The sequence below is a fragment of the Micromonospora sp. WMMD729 genome (genome assembly GCF_049315225.1).
Classification (GTDB): domain Bacteria; phylum Actinomycetota; class Actinomycetes; order Mycobacteriales; family Micromonosporaceae; genus Micromonospora.
The window spans coordinates 6253958-6280055 of record NZ_CP186059.1; the positions used below are offsets into that span (position 1 = coordinate 6253958).

22 protein-coding genes and 1 pseudogene are annotated in these 26098 nt (G+C 72.7%); 9 read left to right on the forward strand and 14 right to left on the reverse strand.

Annotation, left to right across the window (positions count from 1 at the left end; genetic code table 11):
* Positions 1–26 precede the first annotated feature (26 nt).
* Both ACN263_RS28830 and ACN263_RS28835 read left to right on the forward strand, forming a co-directional pair.
* Entirely contained in the window at positions 27–683 is a 657-nt protein-coding gene (locus tag ACN263_RS28830) for a response regulator transcription factor (protein ID WP_422737358.1), read from the forward strand.
* A complete protein-coding gene (locus ACN263_RS28835; RefSeq protein ID WP_422737359.1) occupies positions 680–1834 on the forward strand; it encodes a sensor histidine kinase in 1155 nt (384 codons plus the stop codon). Before ACN263_RS28830 ends, ACN263_RS28835 begins: the two co-directional genes overlap by 4 nt.
* Before the next feature lie 24 nt (positions 1835–1858).
* On the opposite strand, the gene ACN263_RS28840 is transcribed toward ACN263_RS28835, so the two are convergent.
* From ACN263_RS28840 to ACN263_RS28855, 4 genes are all read right to left on the reverse strand, one after another.
* Positions 1859–2377 carry a nucleoside deaminase gene (locus tag ACN263_RS28840; RefSeq protein ID WP_422740860.1) on the reverse strand — a complete coding sequence of 173 codons (519 nt, stop codon included), beginning with the start codon at positions 2375–2377 and terminating at the stop codon, positions 1859–1861.
* A 64-nt stretch (positions 2378–2441) separates the two neighbouring features.
* Entirely contained in the window at positions 2442–2969 is a 528-nt protein-coding gene (locus tag ACN263_RS28845; RefSeq protein WP_422737360.1) for a tRNA adenosine deaminase-associated protein, read from the reverse strand.
* A gap of 118 nt (positions 2970–3087) precedes the next feature.
* Complete coding sequence (locus ACN263_RS28850; RefSeq protein WP_167626078.1) at positions 3088–3255, reverse strand: hypothetical protein; 168 nt, start codon at positions 3253–3255, stop codon at positions 3088–3090.
* Between the two features lie 111 nt (positions 3256–3366).
* On the reverse strand, positions 3367–3717 hold the full coding sequence (locus tag ACN263_RS28855) for a hypothetical protein (RefSeq protein WP_422740861.1): 351 nt from the start codon (positions 3715–3717) through the stop codon (positions 3367–3369).
* A gap of 229 nt (positions 3718–3946) precedes the next feature.
* Here ACN263_RS28855 and ACN263_RS28860 point away from each other — a divergent pair, with 229 nt between their 5' ends.
* Positions 3947–4576, forward strand: a complete 630-nt coding sequence (locus ACN263_RS28860; RefSeq protein ID WP_422740862.1) for a M23 family metallopeptidase — start codon at positions 3947–3949, stop codon at positions 4574–4576.
* A 1-nt stretch (position 4577) separates the two neighbouring features.
* Positions 4578–5648, forward strand: coding sequence for a PHP domain-containing protein (locus ACN263_RS28865; protein WP_422737361.1), 1071 nt, complete (start codon positions 4578–4580; stop codon positions 5646–5648).
* A gap of 55 nt (positions 5649–5703) precedes the next feature.
* On the opposite strand, the gene ACN263_RS28870 is transcribed toward ACN263_RS28865, so the two are convergent.
* Positions 5704–6684: a DMT family transporter gene (locus tag ACN263_RS28870; RefSeq protein ID WP_422737362.1), complete on the reverse strand. Its 981-nt coding sequence runs from the start codon at positions 6682–6684 to the stop codon at positions 5704–5706.
* A gap of 107 nt (positions 6685–6791) precedes the next feature.
* Here ACN263_RS28870 and ACN263_RS28875 point away from each other — a divergent pair, with 107 nt between their 5' ends.
* Both ACN263_RS28875 and ACN263_RS28880 read left to right on the forward strand, forming a co-directional pair.
* Complete coding sequence (locus ACN263_RS28875; protein WP_422737363.1) at positions 6792–8462, forward strand: DUF885 domain-containing protein; 1671 nt, start codon at positions 6792–6794, stop codon at positions 8460–8462.
* Positions 8463–8552: 90 nt separating this feature from the next.
* Positions 8553–9404: a hypothetical protein gene (locus ACN263_RS28880; RefSeq protein ID WP_422737364.1), complete on the forward strand. Its 852-nt coding sequence runs from the start codon at positions 8553–8555 to the stop codon at positions 9402–9404.
* A 21-nt stretch (positions 9405–9425) separates the two neighbouring features.
* Here ACN263_RS28880 and ACN263_RS28885 read toward each other — a convergent pair whose 3' ends face one another.
* Positions 9426–10916, reverse strand: a complete 1491-nt coding sequence (locus ACN263_RS28885; protein WP_422737365.1) for a DUF6114 domain-containing protein — start codon at positions 10914–10916, stop codon at positions 9426–9428.
* 75 nt (positions 10917–10991) lie between these two features.
* Complete coding sequence (locus ACN263_RS28890) at positions 10992–11615, reverse strand: DUF6230 family protein (RefSeq protein ID WP_422737366.1); 624 nt, start codon at positions 11613–11615, stop codon at positions 10992–10994.
* Between the two features lie 388 nt (positions 11616–12003).
* Here ACN263_RS28890 and ACN263_RS28895 point away from each other — a divergent pair, with 388 nt between their 5' ends.
* Positions 12004–12738 (forward strand): class I SAM-dependent methyltransferase, encoded by a 735-nt coding sequence (locus ACN263_RS28895; RefSeq protein WP_422737367.1) that lies wholly within the window; start codon positions 12004–12006, stop codon positions 12736–12738.
* Between the two features lie 84 nt (positions 12739–12822).
* Here ACN263_RS28895 and ACN263_RS28900 read toward each other — a convergent pair whose 3' ends face one another.
* Positions 12823–13866 carry a DUF3068 domain-containing protein gene (locus ACN263_RS28900; protein WP_422737368.1) on the reverse strand — a complete coding sequence of 348 codons (1044 nt, stop codon included), beginning with the start codon at positions 13864–13866 and terminating at the stop codon, positions 12823–12825.
* A 274-nt stretch (positions 13867–14140) separates the two neighbouring features.
* On the opposite strand from ACN263_RS28900, the gene ACN263_RS28905 reads away from it, so the two are divergent.
* On the forward strand, positions 14141–15487 hold the full coding sequence (locus tag ACN263_RS28905) for an acyltransferase family protein (protein ID WP_422740863.1): 1347 nt from the start codon (positions 14141–14143) through the stop codon (positions 15485–15487).
* Between the two features lie 867 nt (positions 15488–16354).
* Here the strand turns inward: ACN263_RS28905 and ACN263_RS28910 are convergent.
* From ACN263_RS28910 to ACN263_RS28930, 5 genes and pseudogenes are all read right to left on the reverse strand, one after another.
* Positions 16355–19576: pseudogene (locus ACN263_RS28910) on the reverse strand (DUF3367 domain-containing protein); the annotation flags it as partial.
* A complete protein-coding gene (locus ACN263_RS28915) occupies positions 19570–21021 on the reverse strand; it encodes a glycosyltransferase family 4 protein (RefSeq protein ID WP_422737369.1) in 1452 nt (483 codons plus the stop codon). The gene ACN263_RS28915 and the pseudogene ACN263_RS28910, both read right to left, overlap by 7 nt.
* The gene (locus ACN263_RS28920) at positions 21018–21827 is read right to left on the reverse strand and encodes a glycosyltransferase (RefSeq protein ID WP_422737370.1); all 810 of its coding nucleotides are present in this window, start codon (positions 21825–21827) and stop codon (positions 21018–21020) included. Before ACN263_RS28920 ends, ACN263_RS28915 begins: the two co-directional genes overlap by 4 nt.
* Positions 21828–21857: 30 nt before the next feature.
* Entirely contained in the window at positions 21858–22019 is a 162-nt protein-coding gene (locus ACN263_RS28925) for a hypothetical protein (RefSeq protein ID WP_422737371.1), read from the reverse strand.
* Positions 22016–23740, reverse strand: coding sequence for a hypothetical protein (locus tag ACN263_RS28930; RefSeq protein WP_422737372.1), 1725 nt, complete (start codon positions 23738–23740; stop codon positions 22016–22018). Before ACN263_RS28930 ends, ACN263_RS28925 begins: the two co-directional genes overlap by 4 nt.
* 227 nt (positions 23741–23967) lie before the next feature.
* Here ACN263_RS28930 and ACN263_RS28935 point away from each other — a divergent pair, with 227 nt between their 5' ends.
* Positions 23968–25248 (forward strand): polysaccharide biosynthesis protein, encoded by a 1281-nt coding sequence (locus ACN263_RS28935; RefSeq protein WP_422737373.1) that lies wholly within the window; start codon positions 23968–23970, stop codon positions 25246–25248.
* Here ACN263_RS28935 and nudC read toward each other — a convergent pair.
* On the reverse strand, positions 25145–26062 hold the full coding sequence (gene nudC, locus ACN263_RS28940) for an NAD(+) diphosphatase (RefSeq protein ID WP_422737374.1): 918 nt from the start codon (positions 26060–26062) through the stop codon (positions 25145–25147). The two genes, ACN263_RS28935 and nudC, sit on opposite strands and share 104 nt — an antisense overlap.
* Positions 26063–26098 lie beyond the last annotated feature (36 nt).

A 26098-nucleotide genomic window follows, 5' to 3' on the forward strand; every position in this document is an offset into this window, starting at 1 on the left:
TACCCGACGGCGGGGACCATGGACGGGTGAGAGTGCTGGTGGTCGAGGACGAGAACGTGCTGGCGGACGCCATCGCCGAGTGGCTGCGCCGCGAGTCGTTCGCGGTCGACGTGGCGTACGACGGGGACGCCGCGTTGGAACGGCTCGGCGTCAACGAGTACGCCGTGGTGGTCCTGGACCGGGACCTGCCGGTGGTGCACGGCGACGACGTGTGCCGGGCGATCGTGGACGCGGGCGGGGAGACCCGGGTGTTGATGCTGACCGCCGCCGCGGCGGTCCGGGAGCGGGTGGCGGGCCTGGCGATCGGCGCGGACGACTACCTGACCAAGCCGTTCGCCCTGGTGGAGTTGTCGGCGCGGGTGCACGCGTTGACCCGTCGCGCCCGGCCGGCCGCACCGCCGACGTTGCGCCGCGCCGGGATCCACCTCGATCCGGCCCGGCACGAGGTACGCCGCGACGACCGGCATGTGGCGCTGTCCCGCAAGGAGTTCGCGGTGCTGGCCGAGTTGCTGCGCGCCGACGGTGCCGTGGTCTCCGCCGAGGACCTGCTGGAACGCGCCTGGGACGAGCACATCGACCCGTTCACCAACGTGGTCCGGGTCACCATGATGAAGCTGCGCCGCAAGCTCGGCGACCCACCGGTGATCGAGACGGTGCCGGGCGCGGGGTACCGGATCCGATGAAACGGCTGACGATCCGGGGCCGCCTCACCCTCATCTACGGTGGGCTCTTCCTGCTGGCCGGCGTGGTCCTGCTCGCCGTCACGTACGTGCTGGTGGACCAACGGATGGCCCAGCCGTTCGGGGTGAGCCTGCGGGACCTGCCCAAGGCCAGCCCTGTCACGCCCAGCGGGCAGAACGTCGACACCCTGCGCGCCTTGATACAGGAGGTGCAGGACGAGGCGAAGCGCAACGCGCTGGAGTCACTGCTCACCCAGGGCGGGATCGCGCTGATCGTGGTGTCGGCGGCGGCGATCGCGTTCGGCTGGTTGGTCGCTGGTCGGGCGTTGCAGCCGTTGCAGCAGATCACCGGCACCGCCCGGCGGATCGCCGGGGCGGACACCGCCGGTCGCGGTCTGCACGAGCGGATCGCGCTCGCCGGTCCCCGCGACGAGGTACGCGAACTCGCCGACACCTTCGACGAGATGCTGGAACGGTTGGACCGCTCCTTCGACGGGCAGCGCCGGTTCGTGGCGAACGCCTCGCACGAGCTGCGTACGCCGCTGGCGTTGAACCGCGCGCTCGTGGAGTTGGCGGTGACCCGGCCGGACGCGCCGGAGGAGACCCGGCGGTTGGGCGAGTCGCTGCTGGCGGTCAACGAGCGGCACGAACGGCTCATCGACGGGTTGCTGACCCTCGCCGACTCGGAGAACGAGCTGACCGAGCGTACGGCCGTCGACCTGGCGGAGGTCTGCGCGCACGTCATCGACCAGGCCGGTAAGCAGGCACCTGACCTGCCCGTACACCGGTCGCTCGCGCCGGCCCCGGCCAACGGCGACCCGGTGCTGTTGGAGCGGCTGACGTTCAACCTGGTGGAGAACGCGCTGCGGCACAACCTGGCCGCCGACGGGTGGGTCGAGGTGCGCACCGGGCTCGTCGGCGATCGGCCCACCCTCATGGTGACGAACACCGGCCCGGTGATCGCCGGCTACGACGTGGAGACGATGTTCCAGCCGTTCCGGCGGCTGTCCCGGGAGCGGGTGGCCGGTACGCGCGGTTTCGGGCTGGGGTTGTCGATCGTCCGGGCGGTGGCCCGGGCCCACGGCGGCACCGCCGAGGCGCACCCCCGCCCGGGCGGTGGCCTGGTCGTCACGGTCACCCTGCCGGCGGCCTGATCACCCGGGCGCTGAGGGGCAGCCTCAGCGGAAGAACGCCCGCAGGACGGCGGCGGTCTCGGCTTCCAGCACACCGCCGTACACCTCGGGGCGGTGGTTCAGCCGACGGTCGCGCAGCACGTCCCAGAGCGAGCCGGCCGCGCCGGTCTTGGGTTCCCAGGCGCCGAAGACGACGGTGGAGACCCGGGCCAGCACCAGCGCCCCCGCGCACATGGTGCACGGTTCCAGGGTGACCACGAGCGTGCAGCCGTCCAGCCGCCACTCGCCGGTCCGTTCCGCCCCCCGACGCAGGGCCAGCACCTCGGCGTGGGCGGTGGGGTCGCCGGTCAGTTCCCGCTCGTTGCGCCCGATCGCCAACTCGGCGCCGTCCGGGCCGTACAGCACCGCGCCCACGGGGATGTCGTCGACACCGCCCCCGGGAACAGCCGGGTCGGTGACGGCGACCTCCAGGGCCCGACGCATCCACAGCTCGTGCCGCTGCCGTCGCCCGATCCCCCCGGGTTCGGCCAGGCCCTCGCTCGCACCCGGTCCGGCGCGCCGCACCGCTCCGGGCGTGGGCTGGCCCGGCCGGATCGTCTCCAAGGCGGGGTCGGTGGCGTCGGCCGGCTCAGACCTCACGCAGCTCCTCGACCTCGTCGGCGCAGCCGAGCACCTCGCAGATCTCGGCGGTGACGTCCGCCGGCAGCATCCCCTCGTGGCCGCAGAGCGTCAGCAGCTTCTGCGCGGAGATGCCCAGGTTGGCGAGCAGGTCGGCGTCGCCCACCGGATCGGCCTCCGGGTCGACGGCGGGCTGCTCGCTCTCCTCGTCGCCGCTGGCGGCCGGGCGCGGCTCGTCGTCGCCGTCCAGCCCGGTCACCGACGTCTTCAGGTCACCGACCAGCAGTTGACCCAGCCGGGACTCCTCGGCGTACGCCGAGTCCGACCCGAAGACCCGCAGGTCCTCGCCCTCGTCGAGCCGCAGGATCACCAGGTACGCGTCGTCGGCCTCGACGAAGAGCAGCGAGACGTCGGCTTCCTGGTCGACGTCGCGCAGGCGGTCGGCGACCTCGTCGATGTCGGTGGCACCCCGTAGGTTGACCTCGGCGGCGGTCCAGCCACTGTCGTCACGCACCACGGCCGCAGCGAAGTACGACACGGTTCCCCCAAAAGCCCTCGGCACAGCGCCGACTCGTCAAGGGTGCACGTTAGCCGGTCGGGTCGGCAGGCGACCGGTCAACGCCCCGAGACGCCGGCCAAACCTGACAAAGTCGAGATCAGCCAGCTACCCGACGGCGGGTGGCGATGAGTTGGCGTAGACGCTCGGTGCGCTGTCGCTGCGGCCGGCTGCGCTGGCGTACCGCCCGTGCGCCCGCCAACTCGGCGAGCAACTGGAGGCGGCGGCGGTTGCGATCCGGGTCCTGCCGCGGGGTGGTCCAGGCCATAGTGCCGAGCGTGCCGAGTCTCGGCGGCCACGTCAAGACGGCGTTCGCTACGCAGCCAACCGGGCACGCGGCGCAGTCACCGAGGCTCTGATCCGGGCCGGTCGGGCGCGCTCACCACAGCGGCCAGTCACCGCTGGTGGCCCAGCGCACCGCCACCACGGCGGCGGCGATGCTCCAGCCGCCGGCGGTCACGATTGCCACGCCGGTGGCCACTCCCCGGTCGCCGTACCGCACCAGCACCAGGGCGGTCGCCCAGGCCAGCAGGCCGGCCACCACCGTCCACCACGCGTAGCTGGCCAGGTCGGTGCCGAGGAGCCCGAACAGCAGCAGCCAGGCGGCCGCCGCGCCGCCGCCGGAGGCGACACCGCCGCCGGTCACCGGGTGCGGTTCGCGGTAGGTCGGCCGGGCCGGTGGTCCGGCCGGGAAGAGCCCCGACGGGGTACGCGACACCGGCCGCGTCATACCCGGGTCCGGGTCGGGTCGGGCGATGCTCACCGGCTGCCCTCCCTCACGCGCGTCGCTCGTCCCCACGGTACCGGTCTGTCAGGATGACCGAATGCCCTCGCCCACGATCGGCCGCCGCGCGCGTCCGGCGTACCCGATCCTGCTGCTGCTCGCCCCGATGCTGGCCGCCGGCTGCGCGACCACCCGGCCAGGGGTGCCGCCGGACGCCGCCGCGCCGACGCCGCCGATGGTCTGGGCGACCGGTGAGCAGCCTGCGGCCCCGACGGCCGCGCCGACGCCAACCGGCCCGGCCAGCCCGACGCCGCCGTCGGCCAAGCCGTCGCCGAGCGCCACCCGCGCCGGGCTCCGGCATGTCTTTCCGGTACGCGCCGACAACGTGGACTACCACCCGACGCACGGGGCGTACCCGGCGACGGACCTCTTCGCCAACTGCGGTAAGCCGTTCGTGGCGGTGACCGACGGCACGGTGTTGGAGGTGAGTCGCGTCGACAGGTACTCCAAGAGCGGGCCGCAGGGCCCGGACAACGGCGGGCTGTCGGTGTCGCTGCTCGGTGACGACGGGGTGCGCTACTACGGCTCGCACCTGAGCGTCGTCTCGTCCGGGGTGGAGGCGGGGGTCCGGGTACGTGCTGGGCAGCAGCTCGGCAAGGTCGGCCGGACCGGCAACGCGAACAACGTCTGTCACGTGCACTTCGGAATCTCGCCGCCGTGCACCGGCAAGGACGGGTGGTGGATCCGGCGTGGGGTGCTCTGGCCGGCGCGCTACCTGGACTCGTGGCGGCGCGGCGGCAATCGGGAACCGGCCGCCGAGGTGACCGCGTGGCAGCGCCAACACGGCTGCCCGAAGGCGCCCTGACATGGCTGCCCGGGACCCGATCGCCGACCTGCGCCGGATCGCCTTCCTGTTGGAGCGGGCGAACGAGGCCACCTACCGCGTACGGGCGTTCCGGTCGGCGGCCACGGCGCTGGCCGGCCTGCCGGCGGCCGAGGTCGCCGACCGGACCGGCAACGGCACCCTCACCGAACTGGCCGGCGTCGGCGACGTGACGGCCCGCTGCGTGACGGAGTCGCTGGCCGGTGAGGAACCGGTCTATCTGCGCCGGCTGCTGGCGACCGAGGGCAGTGACCTGGATGCCGAGGCCACGGCGCTGCGCGCCGCCCTGAAGGGCGACTGCCACACCCACTCGGACTGGTCCGACGGCGGCTCGCCCATCGAGGAGATGGCGCTGGCCGCGGTCGAGTTGGGTCACGAGTACATGGTGTTGACCGACCACTCGCCGCGGCTCACCGTGGCCCGGGGGCTGACCGCGGCGCGGCTGCGCCGTCAGCTCGACCACGTGGCGCAGGTCAACGCGGCGCTGCCGGAGGGTTTCCGGATCCTCACCGGCATCGAGGTGGACATCCTCGCGGACGGCTCGCTCGACCAGGACGAGGAGTTGCTGGCCCGACTCGATGTGGTGGTCGGCTCGGTGCACAGCGGCCTGAAGGACGAGCGGTCGAAGATGACCCGGCGGATGGTGAAGGCGGTCGCCAACCCGCACCTGGACATCCTCGGCCACGTCACAGGTCGGATGGTGTCGTCCCGTCCGGCGGGGGTGACCGGTCCGGGTGACAAGGGACACCGGGCCCGGACCCGCCCGGAGAGCGACTTCGACGCGGACGCCGTCTTCGCCGCCTGCGCGGAACACGACACCGCGGTCGAGATCAACTCCCGGCCGGAGCGGCAGGACCCGCCGAAGCGGCTGATCCGCCGCGCCCTGGAGGCGGGTTGCCGCTTCGCGATCGACACGGACGCGCACGCCCCGGGGCAGCTCGACTGGCAGCGGTTCGGCTGCGAGCGGGCCGCGCGCTGCGGCGTCCCGGCCGACCGGGTGATCAACACCTGGTCGGCCGAGCAGCTCGTGGAGTGGACCCGCGACCGGGCCTGAGCGGTGACCCTGGTCGGCGCTGCGCCACCGGGCCTGACCGGCGGCGCGACGCGGGTCAGCGGCGGACGGGCTCGGCGGCGGGTGCGGCGGGCGCACCCACGCCGACGACCGGCCGTGGCGTCCGGCGGCCGAGCACACCCTGCGCGACCGCGACGCCGAGCAGCACGATGAGCGCTCCGACCGGCTGGTGCCAGTTGAGCCGCTCGTCGAGCACCACGGCGCCGATCAACACCGCGAAGATCGGGACCAGGTACGTGACGGTGGAGGCGGTGCTCGCGCCGGCCACCCGAATGTTGCGCATGTTGATGACGAAGGCGAGCCCGGTGCCGAGCGCACCGAGGGCCAGGACGCTGGCCACGACCTTCGCCGACAGCTCGGTGGGCAGCGGCGGCACGCCCGCGACGAACGGGGTGACGAGGGCGAGCTGCACGGCGGCGAGCAGCAACTGCGCCGTGGACAGGGACAGCCCGGAGTGCGCGGTGCCGGCGACGAACCGCTTCTGGTACGGGATGGCGACGCCGTAGCAGGCGGCCGCGCCGAAGCACATCAGCTGCCCGACGAAGTGCGCCCCACCGATGCCCTCCCAGACCCCTAGCACGACGAGCACGCCCACGAAGCCCAGCCCGAGGCCGATCGCTCGGCGGACGGTCAGCCGCTCGGTCCGGAACACCAACACCGCCAGCGGCAGCACGATCAGGGGCGTCGTCGCGTTCCAGATGCCGGCGAGCATCGACTCGACCCGTTGCTCGCCGTAACCGAAGAGGGTGAACGGCACGGCCACGCCGAACAGGGCGACGACGGCCAGGTGCGCCCACACCCGAGGCTCGCGGGGCAGTCGGTCGCGCAGCACCGCGAGGACGACCAGCAGGGTCAGCGCGCCGGCGAGGACGCGGTAGAGGGTCAGCTGCACGGGATGCAGCTCGGCCACGCCGACCTTGATGAACAGGAAGCTGGAACCCCAGATGGCGGCGAGGGCGAAGAAGCCCGGCAACCAGGCGCGCAGCGGGGCCCTGTCAGGAGCGATGTCGGTGTTCACCCCTGACACTCTGCCGGAGGGGTGCGACAAAGTCGTCCGACTTTCCGCTGCTTGGACACGACAAATGACATCGGCATCCCGACCGGGTGGTCACGTAGTGTCGCAGCGTGGGACGAATTGATGAAATCGCCAATCGCTACGTGGACAAGTGGGCGCCGTTGAGTCCGACCGGCGCGACCTACGTCGGCATCGCCGGCCATGACGACAAGCTCGACGACCTCTCACCCAACGGATACCGGGCACGCGCCGATCTGACCCGAGCGACGCTCGCCGAGCTGGAGGCGGCCGAACCGGACACCGAGGCGGAGCGCACCGCCAAGGAGGCCATGCAGGAACGACTCGGTCTGGACCTGGCCCGCTACGAGGCCGGCGAGACGACGAGCGAGGTCAGCGTGATCACCAGCGGGCTGCACGAGGTCCGCATGGTGTTCGACCTGATGCCGACCGCGACGGCCGACGAGCAGGCCAACATCGCCAAACGGCTCAACGGGCTCGCCGGCGCGCTGGAGGGCTACAAGACCACGCTGCGTGAGGCGCTCGCCAACGGGCAGGTCAGCTCGAAGGTACAGCTCGTCGAGGTGGCCAAGCAGTGCGACACCTGGACAGACCCGACCGGGGACAACTTCTTCCACGCCCTGGTCGAGCGGCTGGGCGCGGACGGCACCCTCGGCGCCGAACTGCGCCGGGGCGCGGCGGCGGCCACCGCGGCGACCGCCGAGTTCGGCCAGTTCCTGCGGGCCGAGCTGGCCCCGCACGGGCGCGACAAGCAGGCCGCCGGCCGGGAGCGCTACGAACTCGCCTCGCAGTACTTCCTCGGCGCGAAGGTCGACCTGGACGAGACGTACGCCTGGGGTTTCGCGGAGCTGGCCCGCCTGGAGGCGGAGATGCGGGTGGTGGCCGGACGCATCGCCGGCTCGGGTGCGACGGTCGACGAGGCGGTGGCCAAGCTCGACGCCGACCCGGCACGGACCATCCAGGGCAAGGAGGCGTTCCGCGACTGGATGCAGGCGCTCGCCGACAAGGCCATCGCCGAGCTGAACGGTACCCACTTCGACATCCCGGAGCAGGTCAGCCGGATCGAGTGCTGCCTCGCGCCGACCAGCGACGGGGCCATCTACTACACCGGGCCGAGCGAGGACTTCTCGCGCCCGGGCCGGATGTGGTGGGCGGTGCCGCAGGGCATCACCGACTTCTCCACCTGGCGGGAGGTGACGACGGTCTACCACGAGGGCGTGCCGGGGCATCACCTTCAGGTGGCCCAGACGGCCGTCCGCGCCGACCTGCTCAACCGCTGGCAGCGGCTGCTCTGCTGGGTCTCCGGGCACGGCGAGGGCTGGGCGCTCTACGCCGAGCGACTGATGGACGAGTTGGGTTACCTCCAGGACCCGGGCGACAAGCTGGGCATGCTCGACGGCCAGGCGATGCGCGCCGCCCGGGTGATCGTCGACATCGGCATGCATCTGGAGCTGGAGATCCCGAAGGACAACCCGTTCGGCTTCCACCCAGGCGAGCGGTGGACGCCCGAGCTGGGCTGGGAGTTCATGCGGGCGCACTGCCGGGTGCCGGACGAGAACCTGCGCTTCGAGCTGAACCGCTACCTGGGCTGGCCGGGGCAGGCGCCGTCGTACAAGGTGGGTGAGCGGATCTGGTTGCAGGCCCGCGAGGACGCCATGGCCCGCAAGGGCGCCGACTTCGACCTGCGGGAGTTCCACCGGCAGGCGTTGGACCTGGGCGCGCTGGGCCTCGACCCGCTGCGCAAGGCGCTGGCCCGACTCTAGGACAGCTGGCGAGCCTTGACGGCTCCGTCCGCCGGGGATACAACCAACTCCCGGCGGCGGAGCCGTCCTGTCGAGTCAGGGGTGTACGGGGTGAGTCCTCGGCTGCGTCGCGTCGCGATGTCGCTGCTCGGTGCGCTGCTGCTGGGCACTGTGGGTCTCAGCCTGGGCTCCTGGTTCGGCGGCCGGGGTGTCACGCCGCCCACCTACGCCGAGGCCCGGGATGTGGCGGGCGAGGTGCTGCCCGACGCGTCGCCGTCCGACTCGGATCGAGTCGTGCGCGGCTCTCGGTGGGGAGTCGGTTTCGCCGCCGACGACGTTGGCTCGGGACGGACAACCTTCTCGTACACCATCTCTGACGACTGCGCGCTCTCCCAACAGGCGGGGCAGAGCATCGCCGCGCAGGGGTGGCACGACGTACGCCGTACGAGGGGATACCTCTGCGACGACTGGTCGGCCACCCGGAACGGGCTGACCGTCACGCTCAAGCATTCGTGGAGCGGGGTGGAGCTTGTTGTCGGCCCGGAACCGCCGGCCGGGTATACGGCCCTGACGATCGCCGGCGCTCTTTCCGGTGCCGCGACAGGCACGATTCTGTTCTGGCTGGTGGCGCGGCGGCGGCCACCCGTACCCCTACTGGTCGGCACCCTCGTGACGGTCGGCCTGCTCCCGGGGGCCGCCCTCACCTGGGAGGTGCTGGTTGACGGCCCGGACCTGCGCACCGAGCCGGTCTGGCCCATCTGGCCGGCGCTCGCTCCCCTGCTGGTGCCGCTGTGGCTCGCGCTTCTGGGCCTGGGTCTTTACGGCCGCGGAGCACTCCCGTCCTCCCCAGGCAGCAACCGAACCGTGGTCTCCGTCACCGTGGCGTGGCTTCTGGGCGTCGTCGCGTCGATGGCCGCGCTGATCCTCCTGTTCCTGCTGGCGCAGCCCACCCGTGATGGGTGACCGGGTCGGGCCGTCTGTCCCTCAGCCGAGGGTCAACGCCAGTGCCGGTCGCGCCGTGAGGGTGTTGCTGGTGACGTACGCCAGGTCGATGACCGGGTCGGTGAACGTGATCGGGATGGGCGAGGTGACCGGCAGTCCGTCCGGCAGTGGCAGGTCGGGCGTCAGGGTGATCTTGATGCCGAGCAGCTTGCCGACGAACCGGGTGGCGTAGAAGGCCACGTTCCCGCTGACCGTCAGCCGGTCGGTCGCGTACCGCTGGTTACGCCCCTGCGGGCCGTCGGCGCGCAGCAGGAAGTCGTCGGTCACCGCCTCGCGCATGCTGAACTTCAGCACCTCGAGGGTGCCTTTCTCGGTCTGCAACTCGGTGATCCCGTCGAAGCGCAGCCCGGTCATGCGCACCGACGAGCCGGTGAGCTTGGACGGGGTCTGCGCCACCCGGGGCAGGTTCTCATCGGCGGCGATACGCGGCAACGGCTTGCCCGGCTCCACCGTGCCGGGTTTCGCCGTGCCCGGCGTGGTCGCACCCGGCTTCGTCGCGCCCGGGCGGCCGGGTCGGCCGGGGCTGGGGCAGGCCGTGGGCTGACCGGGGCGGATTGTCGGCGTGGCGGTCGGCTTCGCGGAGGGCGTGGGGCTGGTCGTGGGTGACGCGGCGTCGCGGCGGTGGCCGCCGGTGAGCAGGTCACCGATCCCGTCCAGGATGTCGGTGATGATGTTGCCGCCCTGCTGCGGGCTCGCGCTCGGCGTGAGCGTCGACGCGCCGGGGGTGGATGGCGCCGGCCGGGACGGGGTGGGGCAGACGGCCGCGGCGGAACGGACCGGTGCGGCCTGCACGGGCCGAGGCTGGGCGGCCAGGCCGGCGCTGGCGAGGCCGAGCACCGCCAGGACCACACCGAAGGTACGCGGATCGACGGTACGGCCGGGCCGCTCCGGGTCGGTGTCACCCTCGTGGTGCCCGCCAACGGGCTGCTCGACCGCAGCCGACCCGGTCGCGGACAGCTCGGTCGGGGATGACTCGGCAGCGGCCGGCGCGGTCCCGGCCGACTCGACCTCGACCGGCTCGGTCCCAGCCGATTCGGCCCCGGCCGACTCGACCTCGGCAGGCTCGGTCGCGTCGGCTGCCGGGCGGGTCGGCGTCCAGGCGAAGGCGAGCGCGCTGCCGACGATGCCGAGCAGCAGGCCGACGAAGAAGCCACCCAGGTTGAGCCCGATCAGCGCGTAGACCGCGGTGACCGCCGCGACGATCGAGTAGAACAGCCGCTGCCCCGGGGTGAACCAGAGCAGCAGGCCGCAGGTCACCAGGATGACCGGGATCAGCAGCGAGAGCAGTCCGGTGGCGCCGCTGTGGAAGCTCAGGCCGTTGAGGGTCATCCGGGTGGAGGCGAACATCTCCACACCGGCCAGGACGGTGAGCAGGCCGCCCCAGAACGGCCGACTCCGTCGCCAGCCACGGAACCTCCGCCACGCCTGGGCCACACTGCTCGGCCGGACATGGGACGGGTTGGCGGTTGTCACGTACTCCTCCTGGCGGAGCGGGGACGGGGGGTGGGGCGGGCCCGCAGCGCTCGGTCACCGCGGGCCGCGCTCAGCTCAGAAGCACTCCTTGCCCTTGGCGTCGTCGCCCACGTTCACCTTGAGCCGCAGTCCGACCAGGTTGAAGGTGGCCGCGGTGGTGTACCGCGACACCTGCTTGAGGTCGGTGATGGTGACGTGGTCGGCGTTCTGGCCGAACGAACCCCGCTGCGCCGTCGGGTTCAGGTCGGTGGCGTCTCGACCGATCTTGATGGTGGTAAAGGTCGCGTTGCCGTCGAGCGAGTCCATGGCGATCAGCAGGTCGTCCGCGTGGGCGGGCTGCTTGCCCTCGCCGGCGTTGATGGTGAGCACCACCGGCATGCCGGGCAGGTCGGCCCGGACGGACTGGCAGAGGTTGTAGAGGTCCGCGCTGCGGATCTCGGAGAGGGCGACGGGGTGCACCGCACCGCTCTTGCCGTCCTTGCCCTTCTCCTTCACGATGCCGCCGTACTGTTTGAAGCCGTCGCCCTCCAGGCGGTCCGCGCCGATCTTGAACGTCTGCCCGGAGACGGTGATGTCGGACGCGATCGCCCCGGTCGACATGCCGAAGAGGATGGCGCCGGCAGCAGCCGTGGCGGGCACCATCATGGCGGCGAACCGCCGCCACCGGACCCGACCCTGATTGTCCAAACGATCCTGCACGGGTTCCTCCTGTGGGTGGATGTGCGCGGCGGCCGTTCGAGGCGCGTACGCAGTGCCCGTCATCTATTACCGGCGGGTAACGATCGAGCCTGATCGTGCACCCGGCGCGGCACGGCTCACAACCCCCTGATTACTCGGCGGTAACACACGGTCGACCCAGAGGTAGACCGATGTCACGATGCGTTGGCGCTTGGGTCGTTGCGAAAACCCTTCAATCACCGCACATGCCACATAAGACGCCCTGTCTACCACTCAGGGTGACTAACGCATCGACGGATTACAATCAGGTAACGGATGTAAAGTTCCCAGGTCAGAGGGAGCCGTTCGGACGGCCGTCCCGATCCGAACATCCCCGCCGGCAGGACGCGGGATGCCCTAGGGTTTCGGCGTGAATCTGAACGACGTACGACGCGACTGGACCAAGCTGGGCGCCGAGGATCCGCTCTGGGCCGTGCTCGTTCAGCCCGGTAAGCGGGGCGGCCGGTGGGACGTCGAGGAGTTCCTGGCCACCGGTCGCGCCGACGTCGAGGAGACGACCGGATGGCTCGGCCAGCTCGGACTGCCCACCCGGTGGGAGCGGGTCCTGGACTTCGGCTGCGGCGCCGGCCGACTCTCCCAGGGCCTCGCCCCGTACGCCGACGAGGTCGTCGGCGTCGACATCGCGCCGTCCATGCTGGAGACCGCCCGCCGACTGGACCGAAGCACCGGGAACATCCGGTTCGTCCTCAACGACGCGCCGGACCTGAGCCAGTTCCCCGACGGCCACTTCGACTTGGTCTACAGCGCCCTGGTGTTGCAGCACCTGCCACGGCCCGCCATCGACGGCTACCTCGCCGAGTTCCTGCGCGTCCTGCGCCCGGGCGGGACCGCCGTCGTGGGGCTGCCCACCGAACCGGCCCGTACGGCCAAGGGGCTCATCTGGCAGGTCGCGCCGTTCCGCCTGATCAGCTGGGCACAGCGCCGCCTGCTCAACTATCCGGCGCCGATGAGCATGACCGCCGTACCGGACGCCGACATGGCGCGGCTGGTCGCCACGCACGGTGGACGGATCGTCGGGCAGCGGCCCGACCTGCCGTACACCGAAGACTGGGTGTGCACCCGGTACGCGGTGCGGCGCTCGTAGCAACCGCGACCCGAATCGGAGAAGGGCCGGCCGACCCGAAGGTCGGCCGGCCCGAAGGTCGGCGTGCGGTGGTGGTGCGGGTCGTTACGGCTCGCTGCGCTCCGCGGCGTGCCGCCCACCGGCCGGGACCGTGGGCTCCTCGACCGGCTCCGACGAGGCCTGCGACGGCAGGTCGGTCGTCGGACGGTCGTCGGCCGCCACCGGGGGCGTCGCGTCGGGCCGGCGACGAGTCGCGCGGACGATGAGGAACACACCGAGCAGGACCAGGACGAGACCGAGAGCGCCGAGGACGATCGGCACCACAGTGGTCAGCAGGTTGATCTGGTTGCGCGCATCCTTGGCAGCCTTGGCCTGCTGCTTCTGGGTGGCCTCGTCGAAGGCGAGGGTCGCGTCGATCATCTTGACCTTGTCGGCGCCGCCGGCGTCGCGCAGGGTCTGCGCCTGCTTCTCCTGGCCCTTCACGATGACGCCACTGTCGGGCTCCACCCACAGGGTGCGGGTGTTGGTGTAGAAGAGCCCGGCGCTCACCGTGGGCTCCGTCGAGCCGACGAGTCGGCCCGGCACGTCGATCTGCTTGATCTGGACCGGTTCGGCCGTCATCTCGAACCGGTAGACGGTCAGGCCCTGCAACTTCTCGGTGCCCATGTACTTGACCGGGTACGCCTTGCGGGCGGTGTTGTCGAAGTACTTGTAGGTCTTCTTCTCGGTGCCGAACGGGAAGGTGTAGGTCAGGCCCTCGTGCTTGAAGGGCGCGCCGTTGATGTCCTCTGCGCAGCAGGCCACCGCCTCCGCGGTCCGCCGGTCGAGGGCGACCCGGTCCGTGTTGACGGTGATCTCGTTCTTGGCGTCGTCGATGACCCGGACGCCGACGTTGAAGACAGCCCGGTCAGTGTTCCCGGCCTCCACGTCGCCCCGTACGGCGCGATGGGCCGTGAGGTTGACCCCGCTCCGCTCGGAGAGTGTCTTGAAGTCGAAGACGGTCGCGTTCTGAGCCGTCGACACCGTCACCGAACTCTGGTCCAGGGGCACCTTGACGAGAGCGGGCGCGACGGTCAGCGGCGTCGCCACCGCCCCGACGATCAGGAACGCGCCCGCCGCCACCAAGATGGCACCCGACGTAGGTCGCATGAAACTCCTCCCCTTGTAAAGCTCGACTGGTCGGCTGACAGTACATGACGGGACCGATTTCGGATATAGTCCGTCGCGCCCTTCAGGGACGTACCGACTCCGGTGGCACGCAGCCGTGGGGTCACCCCGCCAAATAGGATGTAGAGGAACTGTGAGCCGACCCGTCGAACCCGACGCGATCAACGGACGAGCGGGCGAGTCCGCGCCCAATATCGTCCGTTCGGATGGCTGGCTGCCCGCATTGGAAGGACTCCGCGCGGTCGCGGTGCTCGCGGTGGTCGTCCACCACGTCTCATTTCTCAGCGGATTGACCAACTCGTTCGCCCGTCCGGCTGCTGTGCTGGCCAGACTGGACGTCGGGGTGGCGATCTTCTTCGCCCTGTCGGGCTTCCTCCTCTACCGGCCATTCGTGCTCGCTGCCATTCACGGGCAGCCGTCACCCTCGGTTCGGAGATACCTCTGGCATCGCGGACTGCGCATTCTGCCCGGTTACTGGGCAATGGCGGTCGTCGCACTGGCGTGGCTCAACATCGATTATCTGAGGTCGGTCTGGGACTGGGCGATCCCCGTTCTGCTGGCACAGATTTATCAGCCATTGCGACTCCCGGTCGGGATGGAACAGACCTGGAGCCTGGCCACGGAGGCGAGTTTCTACCTGGCGCTGCCGGTGATAGCGGTGATCGCCCGCCGAATGGGCGGTCGGAACCCGCTTCAGCGAGCCCGACGTCACCTGACTCTCGGCGTCGTCCTCGTTCTCGCCGGCCTCACCTGGAACGCGTACGTCCACGGCCCCGACTCGCCACTACCGGGGCTCGCGGTGCTCTGGCTACCCGCCTTCCTCGACTGGTTCGGAGTCGGCATCATGCTGGCCGTGCTCGCCTCCTGGCCCGCGAACCGGACCTCGTCGGCGTTCCTCGGCGGTCTGAGCGGCGGCGACGCCGGGCGCGGCGACGAGGATCCGTGGTCCGCCACGCCGCGCGGACTCCGGGTCTTCACGTTCGCGCCGGGCACCTCGTGGCTCATCGCCGGCGCGCTGCTCTGGATCGCCAGTACGCCGATCGCCGGCCCACGCGGGGTCGATCCCGCCACCCCGGTCGAGTCGGTCATCGAGCACCTGGTGTTCCTGCTCATCGCCTGGTGCGTGATCGCCCCGCTCGTCGGCCCGGGTTCGGGCGGGGTGCCCCGCGCGCTGCTCGGTCAGCCGGTGGTCAGGTTCCTCGGTCGGATCTCCTACGGCATCTTCCTCTGGCACCTCCTCGCCCTCGAGGTCTGCTTCCGCCTGCTCGGCTTCACCCGGATGAACAGCTCGTTCTGGGTGCTCCTCGTGCTCACCCTGGCCCTGACCATCCCGGTCGCGACGGCCAGCTACCACCTCATCGAACGGCCGACGCAGCGGCTGCGGCGCCTCCTCGCGGGGCGGCGCGACCGGCACCGGCCCGGGACCGCCGAGACCGACCGCCTCGTCGGGGCGTCGCTGCCCGCGTCGCAGGGCGCGACGTCGGGCCCAACCGCGCAGCCGGCCCTCGCGGCGCGCCTCGAACCGTCCGCGCACCCGGCGGGACCGCAGCACGAGGGCGGCGATCGCGATGAGCAGCAGGCCGGTCGGAAGCACCACGAGTAGGTCCGCCAGCCGCTCCGACCCGACCCGGGGCAGCCACCACCGCTGGGTCCCGTACGCGCTCAGGCCCACCGCCGCCGGCACCCAGATCCAGCCCGGAGTGGGCATCCGGCGTCGGTGCAGCACGACGACCACGACCGCGCAGCCGAGCCCGACCAACCCTCCGAGCAGCGCCGGCACCGCCAGCGCGAGCACCGGCGCGGTCGGCATCGTCGTCGGCACCACCGGGTACGCCGGCCGGTGGCGGCGGGCGGGAAGCAGCGCCGCGACGACCAACAACAGCAGCAGTCCCCCGCCCAGGCGCAGGACGAGGGCGTACTGCTCACCGGGGGTGAAGATCAGCTCGACCCGGCCGGCGGCACCGGCCGGTACGAACCACGCCTGTTTCCACCCGTCGAGTCGGGTCGGCACCAGCCGGACACCGTCGAGGGTGGCCCGCCAGCCCGGGTTGGCGTTCTCCGGTACGACCAGGTAGCTGCCGCCACCCGCGCCGACGTCGATCGACCGGTGCTGGTCGTCCCAGCCGAGCACCGTCAGCGCCCGGCGGGGCGGCTCGGACACGGACCGCTGCGGCGGCTCACCGCTGAGGATCACGCTGTCGACCAGGAACCGGTCCGGGGGCGCGGCGACCTCGTTCGGGCCGGCGCGCAGCCCCACCCGGTCGTCGCCCGTCGTCGTCCGCTGTTTCGGGGCGGGAGCGCAGGCCCGGTACCGCAGCGGGCGCAGGTCCCGCAGGTCCCGCAGGCTGCCGGTGGCCGTCGTCGGCACCGTCACCCCGTTGATCACGATCGTCGGGCCGGCACCGCAGGGCAAGGTCACCGTACGGTCCAGGTCACGCGGCTGGTTGGCCTCGGGTACGCCGTCGACGTCCACCCCGCTGAGGCCCACGGGCAGCGGCTGTGGCTCGAAGAGCGCCGTCGTACGGTTGACCCGCGGCACCGTCGAGTTCACCGCCACCACGATGCTGCGCCCACGCAGTGCGGGGAAACGGGCGACACCGTCCGGGTCGACCGCCACCTCGCGGATGCCGTTGTCGCCGGTGATCCGCACCGTCCTGGGTGGCGCGGCGACGAGGGTCGACGCGAAGCGCAGCCGTACCCAGCTCACCTTCCGGATTCCGGCCCAGCGCAGCCGCACGGTGGGCTGCGGGTCGTCCGGGTCGGCCCACCAGGCCGTGCCGTCGTCCCCGTCGGACAGCGACCGGGACGAGGCGACCGGGTCGGCGAACCACGAACTCGACGTCGTGTAGGTCTCCCCGCCCAGCAGGTCGTCGTACGTGGCGAGCGCGGTGGCGGGAGTGGCGCGGGCCAGGCCGGTGAGCTGCGGGGTGGCGGCGGCCGGCAAGTCGAAGCGGCGGGTCACCAGGCCGGTCTCCTCGCCCTGCCGGATCAGGTCGGGGGCGCACAGGTAGCGACTGCCGACGAGGGCGCAGGCCGTCCGGTCCCCGGCCCTACGGGCGAGCGCGACGACCTCCGGGGCCCGGGCGGTGTCGGGCGACGCCGGCAGCCGCAGGTAGCGCTGCGGGCTCACCCCGGGCACCCGCAACTCCCGGATGCCCGCGCGCCGTCCGGGCGCGTCGAAGCCCGCGACGCCGTCGATGGTCACCCGCACCCAGGTGGTACGCCCCGACGGCAGCGCCAGCCGCAGCGGCTTCCGCCCGGCGTCGGTCACCGCGTGCACGTACGAACCACCCGCCGTGCTGATCTGGACCCGGGTCACCGGGTCACCGACCACCTCGTCGTCGACCACCTGTAACTCGACCGACCCGGCCTGGATCTTCTCGGTGAAGCGAACCTCCACCCACTGGCCGACGGGTTTGCGCGCACCGTCGGAGAGCCAGGCGGTGCCGCTGTCCCCGTCCACGGCGGAGAACGGCCCGGCGGAGGGGTCGCGCAGGCCGGCCGGGCCGGTGACGTCCGCCGCGCTGGTGGAGGCCCGCACGTCGGCGATTCCGGCGTACCCGGACGAGGTGAGGGACGACCGCCACTCCGGGTCGAGGATGTCCTGGGCCGGGCCGGCGGATTCGGGCTGTTCCTCGGCGGTCAGCGTCCGCGACGTGTTGCCCCGGACGAGTCCGAAGTCGACCTTCCGGTTGCGCAGGCTGTCGGCGAGGACGGTGCCTCCGGCGTCGTCCACCGGGGCGTCGCCGTCGAGGATCACCGGCCGGTCACCGAGCACTCCCGCGTCACTGAGGTCCAGCAGCGTCTCCGGAGCGCCGGCCAGGTTGAGCGGCTGCGCCGCGTCGGCCAGCGTGGCTCTGCTGGTCGGCCGGTCCACCTGGTAGATCTCCACCGCCGGGTACGGCTCGTGCAGCCCGTAGTCCCACGCCCCACCGAAGTCCGGCCGTACCCCGCTGTCGGGGCCGAACGTGGCGACCCGGAACAGCCCCGGGGCGCTGTTCAACGCGCGGTGCACGAGGACCGGCCAGGCGAAGCCGCCGACGGGTTGGCGAAGGTCGTTGCGGACGAGCAGGTACCGCACGCCGAGCCGACCGAGCACGTCCGCCAGTCCGGGGGAGGCGGTGCCGGCGGCGAGCCGCTCGTCGATCGCGGAGAGCAGTCGGGCGTTGCCCGCCGATCCGGCCGGCACCAGCGACCGCACCGCCCACGGCGAGTCCAGCAGGGGTTGGACGGGCTCGTCCAGCGAGCGCCCCCAGTTGTACTCGGCGAAGTTGCTCCCGGGTACGAGCAGCGTGGTGCCCGGGCCCGCGTGCTGGTCGAGCCAGGCGGTCGCCTGCCGCCAGTGTTGGGGCAGCGCCCAGAAACCACCGCCGGCCGCGAGGCCCGCGCTGCCCGCACCGCTGGCGACGGCGAGGAGCGCGATGGCGGTGACGCCCAGCGCCACCCGCCGGGGCGCCATGTTGGTGGGTCGGGTGAACCGGCGGATGAGCGCGATCCGGCCGACGGTGTCCAGCATGTGCGCGGTGGCCAGGGCCAGCGGCAGGCGGAGTACGACGTCGAACTTGTGCAGGTTGCGCAGCGCCGCGAGCGGGCCGTCGAGAGCCTCCCGTACGGTGGCGGCGAAGGCCGCACCGCCGTCCGACATGTTGCCGGCGGTCAGGGCCAACAGGCCGACCAGCGCGCTGACCAGCAGGAACCGTCGCTCCGGCAGGTCCCGGCGGGCCAGCCCGGCGAGGCCGACGCAGGCGATCAGGCCGGTGAGCACGACCATCCAGGACGCGGTGACGAGCATCCATCCGGAGCGCCACCAGGGCACCCCGTCCACGGCCAGGTAACCCACCCAGTGGGTGGCGCCCCGTACGGCCGCGGGGAGCGACGTCACGCTCGTGGTGACCGCCGCGGTCTCGGTGTACGGCAGGAACGGGAACCCGTAGCGCTGCATGAGCAGCAGCGGGACCAGCCACCAGAAGGTGGCCGCGACCATCGCCACCGTCCACGCGGCCAGCAGCCGGACCCGTCGCCACCCGGGCGCCCGGGTCGCTATGTAGAGGAACGCCGGCAGCACGGCGCAGGCGGCGGCGGCGCCGTTCGCCCCGCCCATGCAGACCACGGCCAGTCCGCTGAGTGCCGCCGCCCGTCGCAGCGAGCCACCCGCCGCCCCCTTGACCAGCGGCAGCAGCACCCACGGCGCGACGCAGTACGGCAGCAGCTCCAGCGAGACCGTGCCGACCAGAGTCAGCGCGCGGGGAGAGAGGGCGAACACCGCGCCGGCCACCAGCCGCGACGCCGGACCGCCCAGGTCCAGCGCGCGGGCCAGGCGCACCACCCCGGTGAGGGCCACGCAGAGCAGCGTCGCCATCCAGAGCCGTTGAACGAGCCAGGCCGGTAGGCCCACCGCCTCGCCGAGGAGGAAGAACGGGCCCATCGGGAAGAAGTAGCCGACGGCCTGGTTCTGGAGCGTGCCGAACTGCCAGTCCGCCGTCCACAGGTGGGTCGCCCGGGTCAGGAAGCCGCCCGGGTCCAGGGCCATGTCCAGCTTGGTGTCCGGCACGATGAGCCCGGGTTCCTGGGTGACACAGAGACCGATCAACGCGAGGCAGACCAGCAGCTCACGCAGCCGCCACACCGCCAGCGACACCGTCGCGGACGGTATGCCGGGGGCGCGGCGAGCGGTCGACCAGGCGGTCAGCACTGCCGTACCGGAACTCCGGTGAGCAGTTCGTCACCGCTGGCGTCCCGCTCGCTGACCTGCTCGGGTGCGACGCCCGCGTCGACGAGCACCTGCCGGACCGCCGCCGGATCGGCGGCCGGCACGACGATCCACAGGCCGCGCTCGTCGGCCGCGACGTGCCGGGTGTACGGCAGCAGGGGCGACACCCGGGCGAGGAGGTGCTCCGGCTGGTCCGTCCGGATCAGCAGGGACGCGTTACCCGCCGCCCACGGCACACGGCGCGGCGCGAGCAGGTCCCCGATGACCGCGCGGACCCGCCGGCCGGTGTCCGCCCAGCGGAAGCTGTCGCTCCACCGGCGACACTCGGCCGCCATCGCCTCGGCCTCGGCCGGTACGGCGAGGTGGTCCAGGGCCCGGTCGAGGCCGTCGGCCAGTCGGCTCGCCGGGTCGTCGCCCTCGTCGACCAGCCACCCGGTCCGGCCCGGCCGCACGGCGTCGCGCAGCCCGTCGACGTCGAAGGCGACGGTGGGCAGCCCGGCGGCGGCGGCCTCCACCACCACCAGACCCCAGCCCTCGCCCCACGAGCCGGAGACGTGCGACCACGCTGAGGCGAGCAGCGCGTCCCGCTCGGCGGAGGGCAGGTGTCCGTGCACCGTGACGATGTCGGCCAGCCCACGCTCGACGACCTGTTGGCGGATCAGCGCCACGTCCGGCCCACCACCGACCACGTCCAGGCGCAGGTCGGGTCGCCGGGACCGGAGTTGGCCGACGGCGTCCAGCACCAGGTCGACCCGCTTGTGCCGGGTGACCCGGCCGACGCAGACGACCCGGGGATTGGTGTCGCGGGCGGCCGGGTCGACGACGGGCGACGCCGACGCGTCCGCCCCGTTGGGTACCACCACCACCGGGCCGGGCCAGCGGAGCCGATCGCGGACGGCGGTGGCAGTCGACGGCGAGACGGCGAGCGTCACCCCTCGGCGGTAGACCCGTCGGGCGACCGGGCCCTCCAGCCACGCGCCGAAGCGACCGACGACCGGGCCGAAGTACAGCCGGAACTGACGGTCGTGCACGTGGTGGATCACGCAGACGACCGGCACGTCCCGGGGCAGGACCGCCGGGCTGAAGAACGGTATGCCGTTCTGGCAGTCCACGACGACGTCGAACTGTCGGCGACGTCGGGCGAGCCAGCCCAGCACCCGGGGGTAGATGGTCCACCGTCCACCCACCCGGACGATGCGGATGCCGTCGCGGGTCTCGTCGCCGGGCTGGCCGTCCGGACGCGCGGTGACGAAGGTGACCTCCGCTCCGGCGGTCACCAGGTCCCGCGCGACCTGCCAGGCGTAGACCTCCGCGCCACCCGCGTCCGGGTGCCACGGGTCCTTCCAGTTGAGCACCGCGATCCGCCGCCCCGCCACCACCGGCTCGGTGGTGGGCGACGCGGCGACCGGGACGTGGCCGACACTCACGGCCGCAATCCCACGGTGGCGGCGCCGCCGGCCACGTCGCCGCCGACCTGCCGGGCGACGACCGGCAACGGCATCGCGGGTACGACGTCGGGACGGCGCAGCCGCCAACTGATCTTCGCGACGTCCACGAAGCTCTGCCATCCGTGCCGGGCCGGGGAGAAGCGTGAGCCGGGCACGTCGACCCAGTTGACCGGGATCTCCACCAACCGGGCGCCGGCCCGTTCGGCGCGGCCCAGCACCTCGACGTCGAACGCGAACCCGCCGCAGCGCAGCGGCGCGAACGACCGGCGCGCGACGTCGTTGCGGAAGAACTTGAACCCGCACTGGGTCTCGCCCACGCCACGCACCACCTGCCGGACGGCGGCCCGGAACGCCACCGCGCCCCAGCGCCGGAGCACGCTGTGCCGCTCCTGCACCACCGACTCGGGGTGCGCCCGCGAACCGACCACCGCGTCGACGCCCTCGGCCAGGAGACTGAGCACCTGCCCGAGCGTGTCCGGCGCGGTGGCCAGGTCCGCGTCGCAGAAACCGACGTAACGCGCGTCGCTGGCCAGCACACCGGTGCGGACCGCGAAGCCCTTGCCCGGTTCCGCACACCAGAGCAGCCGGACGGGGACCGGGCCGCTCGGCGCGCCCGTCACCACCTCGGCGGTTCCGTCGGTGCTGGCGTTGTCCACCACGGTGACCCGGCAGGGCACCCCGAGGTCGGCCAGTGCCGCCCGAAGCAGGATCAGGGTGTCGGGCAGCCGGAGCGCCTCGTTGTACGCGGGCACCACGACGTCGAGTACGACCACATCTGACGACACGTCAGGAGGTAGGACCTCCATGACGGGCCGTCAGCGATCGCCGTAAACGATGATGGGCTGCTCCACGTTCGCAGGCTTCGTGTTGCTGTTCGTGATGGTCGACGTCCCGACCGATACGGCCAGAATGCCCAGCACGGCACCCACCGTCGCGGCGACGACCGCGATCAGGAGGGGATTGAAGGATGCCTTCATTGACGGTCCCTTCGACAAAAGTGACCGCACAGTAACATGCGTCGACGTCTCCCGGCGCGGTGCGAAAGGGTGATCAACACGGTGGCCCCGAGTACCGAATACCCCAACACCGGACCAATGCCGACACTCCCTGGCGAGCCGGCAGGACCGGCACCAGTCAGGCGGAGCAGGATCAGCGGCCCATCCCGACGGACCACGTCGGCCTCCGCGAAACGGCCCTCCACCTCGGCCGCGCCGGGTTGATCGGTCTGGATGAGCACGTACCGCACACCCAGTCGACGCAGTTCCGCCACCGGATCGCCCGGCGCCGCCAGCACCCGGGCCACCCGGTCCGCCGCGGGACTCTCGCCGCGGATCCGCTCCCGGCCGACCAGCACGTCCTGGTCGGCGATCACCGGTCGGCGAAAGGCGCGTGGGGCCGGGTCGAGAACCGGTACCTGCCCCGCCCAACCGTAGGCGCGAAACGACGCCCAGGGCAGCGAGACCAGCGCGCCACCGGCCGGATCCCGGTTCACCACCGCGCGTACCGCCGACCACTCGGGCGGGTATCGCACCGTCTCCAGTTGGCCGCCGAGCCCCCAGGCCAGGCCGGGCAGCAGCAGCACCGGAGCGACCAGCACCAGCGGGGCCAGCGGTCGGAGGCCCACCGCCACCAGCCACTCGACCACCATGCCCAGGCCAACGGCCTGCACCAGGGCCAGCGGGGCGAGCAGCCGGGTACCGTCCCGGACCGCGCCGGCCAGCGGAACGTGCTCGACGAGCGCGACCATCGCCTGCGCACCGACCGACCAGGCGGGCAGCAGGGCGATACCGGCGCCCAGGCCCGCACCGACGAGCAGGCCCCACCAGGCGGCCGACGGCCAACGGCGACGGGCCCGGGTGTACCCCCAGACCGCCGCCAGGGCGAGGGCCAGCGCGAGCAACGCGACCGGCCACCGGTCCCGCCCGACCGCGACGGCGTGCCGGCTCCAGACACCGCCGAGGGTGGCGACGCTGCCGAGCACGCCGAGTGGCGTGTCCGCGCGGACGGCGAAGGCGGCGACACCCCGCTCGTCCAGATCGACCGCGGCACCCCGGTTGGTCAGCGCCACCAGCCACGGCGCGGTGAGACCGGCGAGCGTCGCCGTTCCCGCCACCAACGCCCGCCAGCGCCGGGCCAGGGCCAACGCCGGCGCGCAGGAGAGCACCGCCGCCAGCACCAGCGCCGGACCACCCAGCACCACCGCCATCCCACCGGCGACGGCAGCACGCCGGCCCGGCCCGATGCCGCCCGGCGGTCGCAGCACCTGAAGCACCCAGGCGTATGCCCACGGCAGAGCGGCGTACCCGGCGACCACCGCCCACTGACCGAGGTGCAGCCGCCCGTACACCCAGGGGTTCCAGACGTACCCGAGCCCTGCCGCGATCCGGGCCAGCGGGTGGCTGACCGGGGCCAGCCGGGCGGCGCCCACACTGGCCAGCGCCAGCGCGCCGGCGAGCAGCACCTTCTCCGCCACGTCGGCGGGCAGCAGGTGCGCGAGGCCCACCGCGAGCAGTTCGCTGGGCACCGCCCGGGGCAGCTCGCCACCGTTGCCCCAGACCATCGCGCCGAACGGCGGGTCCGGCACGAACACCAGGTCGTACCGCAGGACGTAGCCCCGGCCCAGCACCGGCCCGAGGATCGCGAGGACCACCGCGACGCCGAGCACCGTCTCCGGCCACCACCGACGGAGTACCACCACAGCCCGCGACAGCGCTGGACGGGAACCCGGTGTTCCTCGGCGCACACGGACCCCCACAGACCTGGACGGGAAGCGGGCCCGATGTCGCTCCCGGGGCTTCGGACAGCACTCTAGGCACAGGGGGAGGACGGACGGTAGCTTGCCTTCCACGTCGAATGGCGACTCCGCGCCGACGACGCGACGTCCGGCGCGCACACCGCGCCCCGGCCACACCCCCACGAGGCGCGATGACAGACACGACGGCCGGCCCCGGCGCGGGCCGGCTCTCCGCGGCGGGCGCGGCGGTCGCCGGTGCCGCCATGGTGACGAACGGGCTGGCCTACCTCCTCCCGATGCTCGGCGCCCGACACCTGACGGCGGAGGGTCTGAGCGTCCTGGCGACCGGCGCGGCGCTCGTCGCGATCGCCGGCGTCGCGGGCGTGGGGCTGCAGATGGCGGTCGCGGTGCACCGGGCGCGGCATCCGGGCGCCCCGACGAACCGGGTCACCCTCGTCACCACCGCCGTCTCCGCCGGCGCGGTCCTCGTGGCCGCCCCGCTGATGGTGACCGCCCTCCGGCTGTCGCTGACGGTCGTGGCGCTGGTCGCGGGGACCACCGTCGCGGTCGTCCTGGCCGCACGATGGCTCGGCGAGCTACAGGGCGAACAGCGCTTCCTCCGTCTCGCCTGGGCGATGGGCGTGGTCGCCGCCGGTCGGTACGGCGGCATGATCGTCGCGCTGGTGCTCGGCGCCGACGTCGTCGACACCCTGGTGGCCGGCATGGTGACCGCGTACCTCGTGCTGCCCGCGCTGATCTGGATCGCCCGGCCGGCCCACCGGGCCACCCCGGGCGCGGACGGCGGTGTCGGCGGCGCGCTGCGGATCCGGCAGGTGGCCAGCGCCGGCACGGCGGCGCTGGCGATGCTCGCCGTGTCGTACGCCGATCTGATCTTCGCCCGGCAGTTGCTGTCCCCGGCGGACTCCGGCGCGTACGCCGTGGGCACCGTACTCACCAAGGGCGCCCTCTGGGCACCGCAGGTGATCGTGGTACTCGCCCTTCCCCGCCTGGCGGTCGGGGACAACCGTGTCCGCACCACCGTGCTCGCGATCGTCGCCGGCTGCGGCGTGGCGCTGGTCGCCGCCTCGGCCCTGGCCGGTGGCCTCGCGTTCCGGCTGGTGGGCGGCGAGGACTACGCCCCGCTGGGCGAGTACGCCCCGTTCTTCGCCGCCACCGGCGCGCTCTACGCGCTGGTCTTCGCGGCCGTCAACGCCAAGATCGCGGCCGGCGCGCGCTGGCCGTCCGCGCCGCTGTGGGTCGCCGCGGGCGTCCTGGCCGTCCTGACGATGGCCGTCGCCCCGCGCACCTTCCAGGGGATCATGTGGTGCGCCCTGGGCACCGCCGCGGCGACGGCGCTGGTGATGATCCTCAGCCTGCCGTCAACCACCCGGTCAACAGGTGATGATCGATCGAGTCCACCCGACCCAGCCGGCGACCTGCCGCGACCCGCTCCCGCAGTTCCTCCCGCGTGAACCAGCGCGCCTCCAGCAACTCCACACCGTCCACGCGTACCTCCTCGGAGGTCGCGGTGGCCCGGAAGCCCACCATCAACCCGGCGGGGAACGGCCACGCCTGCGACCCCTGGTACCTCACGTCGGTGACGGTGATCCCGGCCTCCTCGGCCATCTCCCGGCGGACCGCGTCCTCCAGGCTCTCGCCGACCTCCACGAAGCCCGCCAACGTCGAATAGGAGTCCTCCGCCGCGCCCGCGTGCCGGGCCAGCAGGCAGCGTCCGGGCGAGCCGGGCGCCTCCACCAGCACGATGATCGCCGGTTCGATGCGGGGGAACAGCAACCGACCACACTCCGCGCCGGAACAGGTCCGCAGGTGGCCGCCACCACCGGCCACGGCCACCGCACCGCACGCACCACAGTGCCGCTGGTGCCGGTGCCAGTGCAGCAACCCCCGGGCGTACGCCTGGGTCGCCGCGCCGGCCGGGTCGAGCCGCCCGACCAGCGCCCGTACGTCCACGGCCCGCGCCGCCCCCGCCATCTCGACGGCGGCGGGCTCAGCGAGCGCGGAGAGGTCCACGGCGAACACCGCGACGTCCCCGTCGAGCCCCAGGAAGACGGTCTCCGCGGCGGCCGACCGGACCAGTGACGCGCGCTCGGCCGTCAACCGGACCGGACCGTCCCCGTCGACGAGGCAACGGTCCCGCCACAGCGGCAGCACCACCGTCGCCGGGTCGGCGAGCAACGCGTCCAGTCGGGCCGGGTCGGTCCGTAACGGGCCCGCGCGGTCCAACCACCCGCCGCCGTACGCCAACACCCGCTCCGCAGCGTCCACCCCGCCACCGTGCCACGCCGGCCGCCCGGCGCGGGC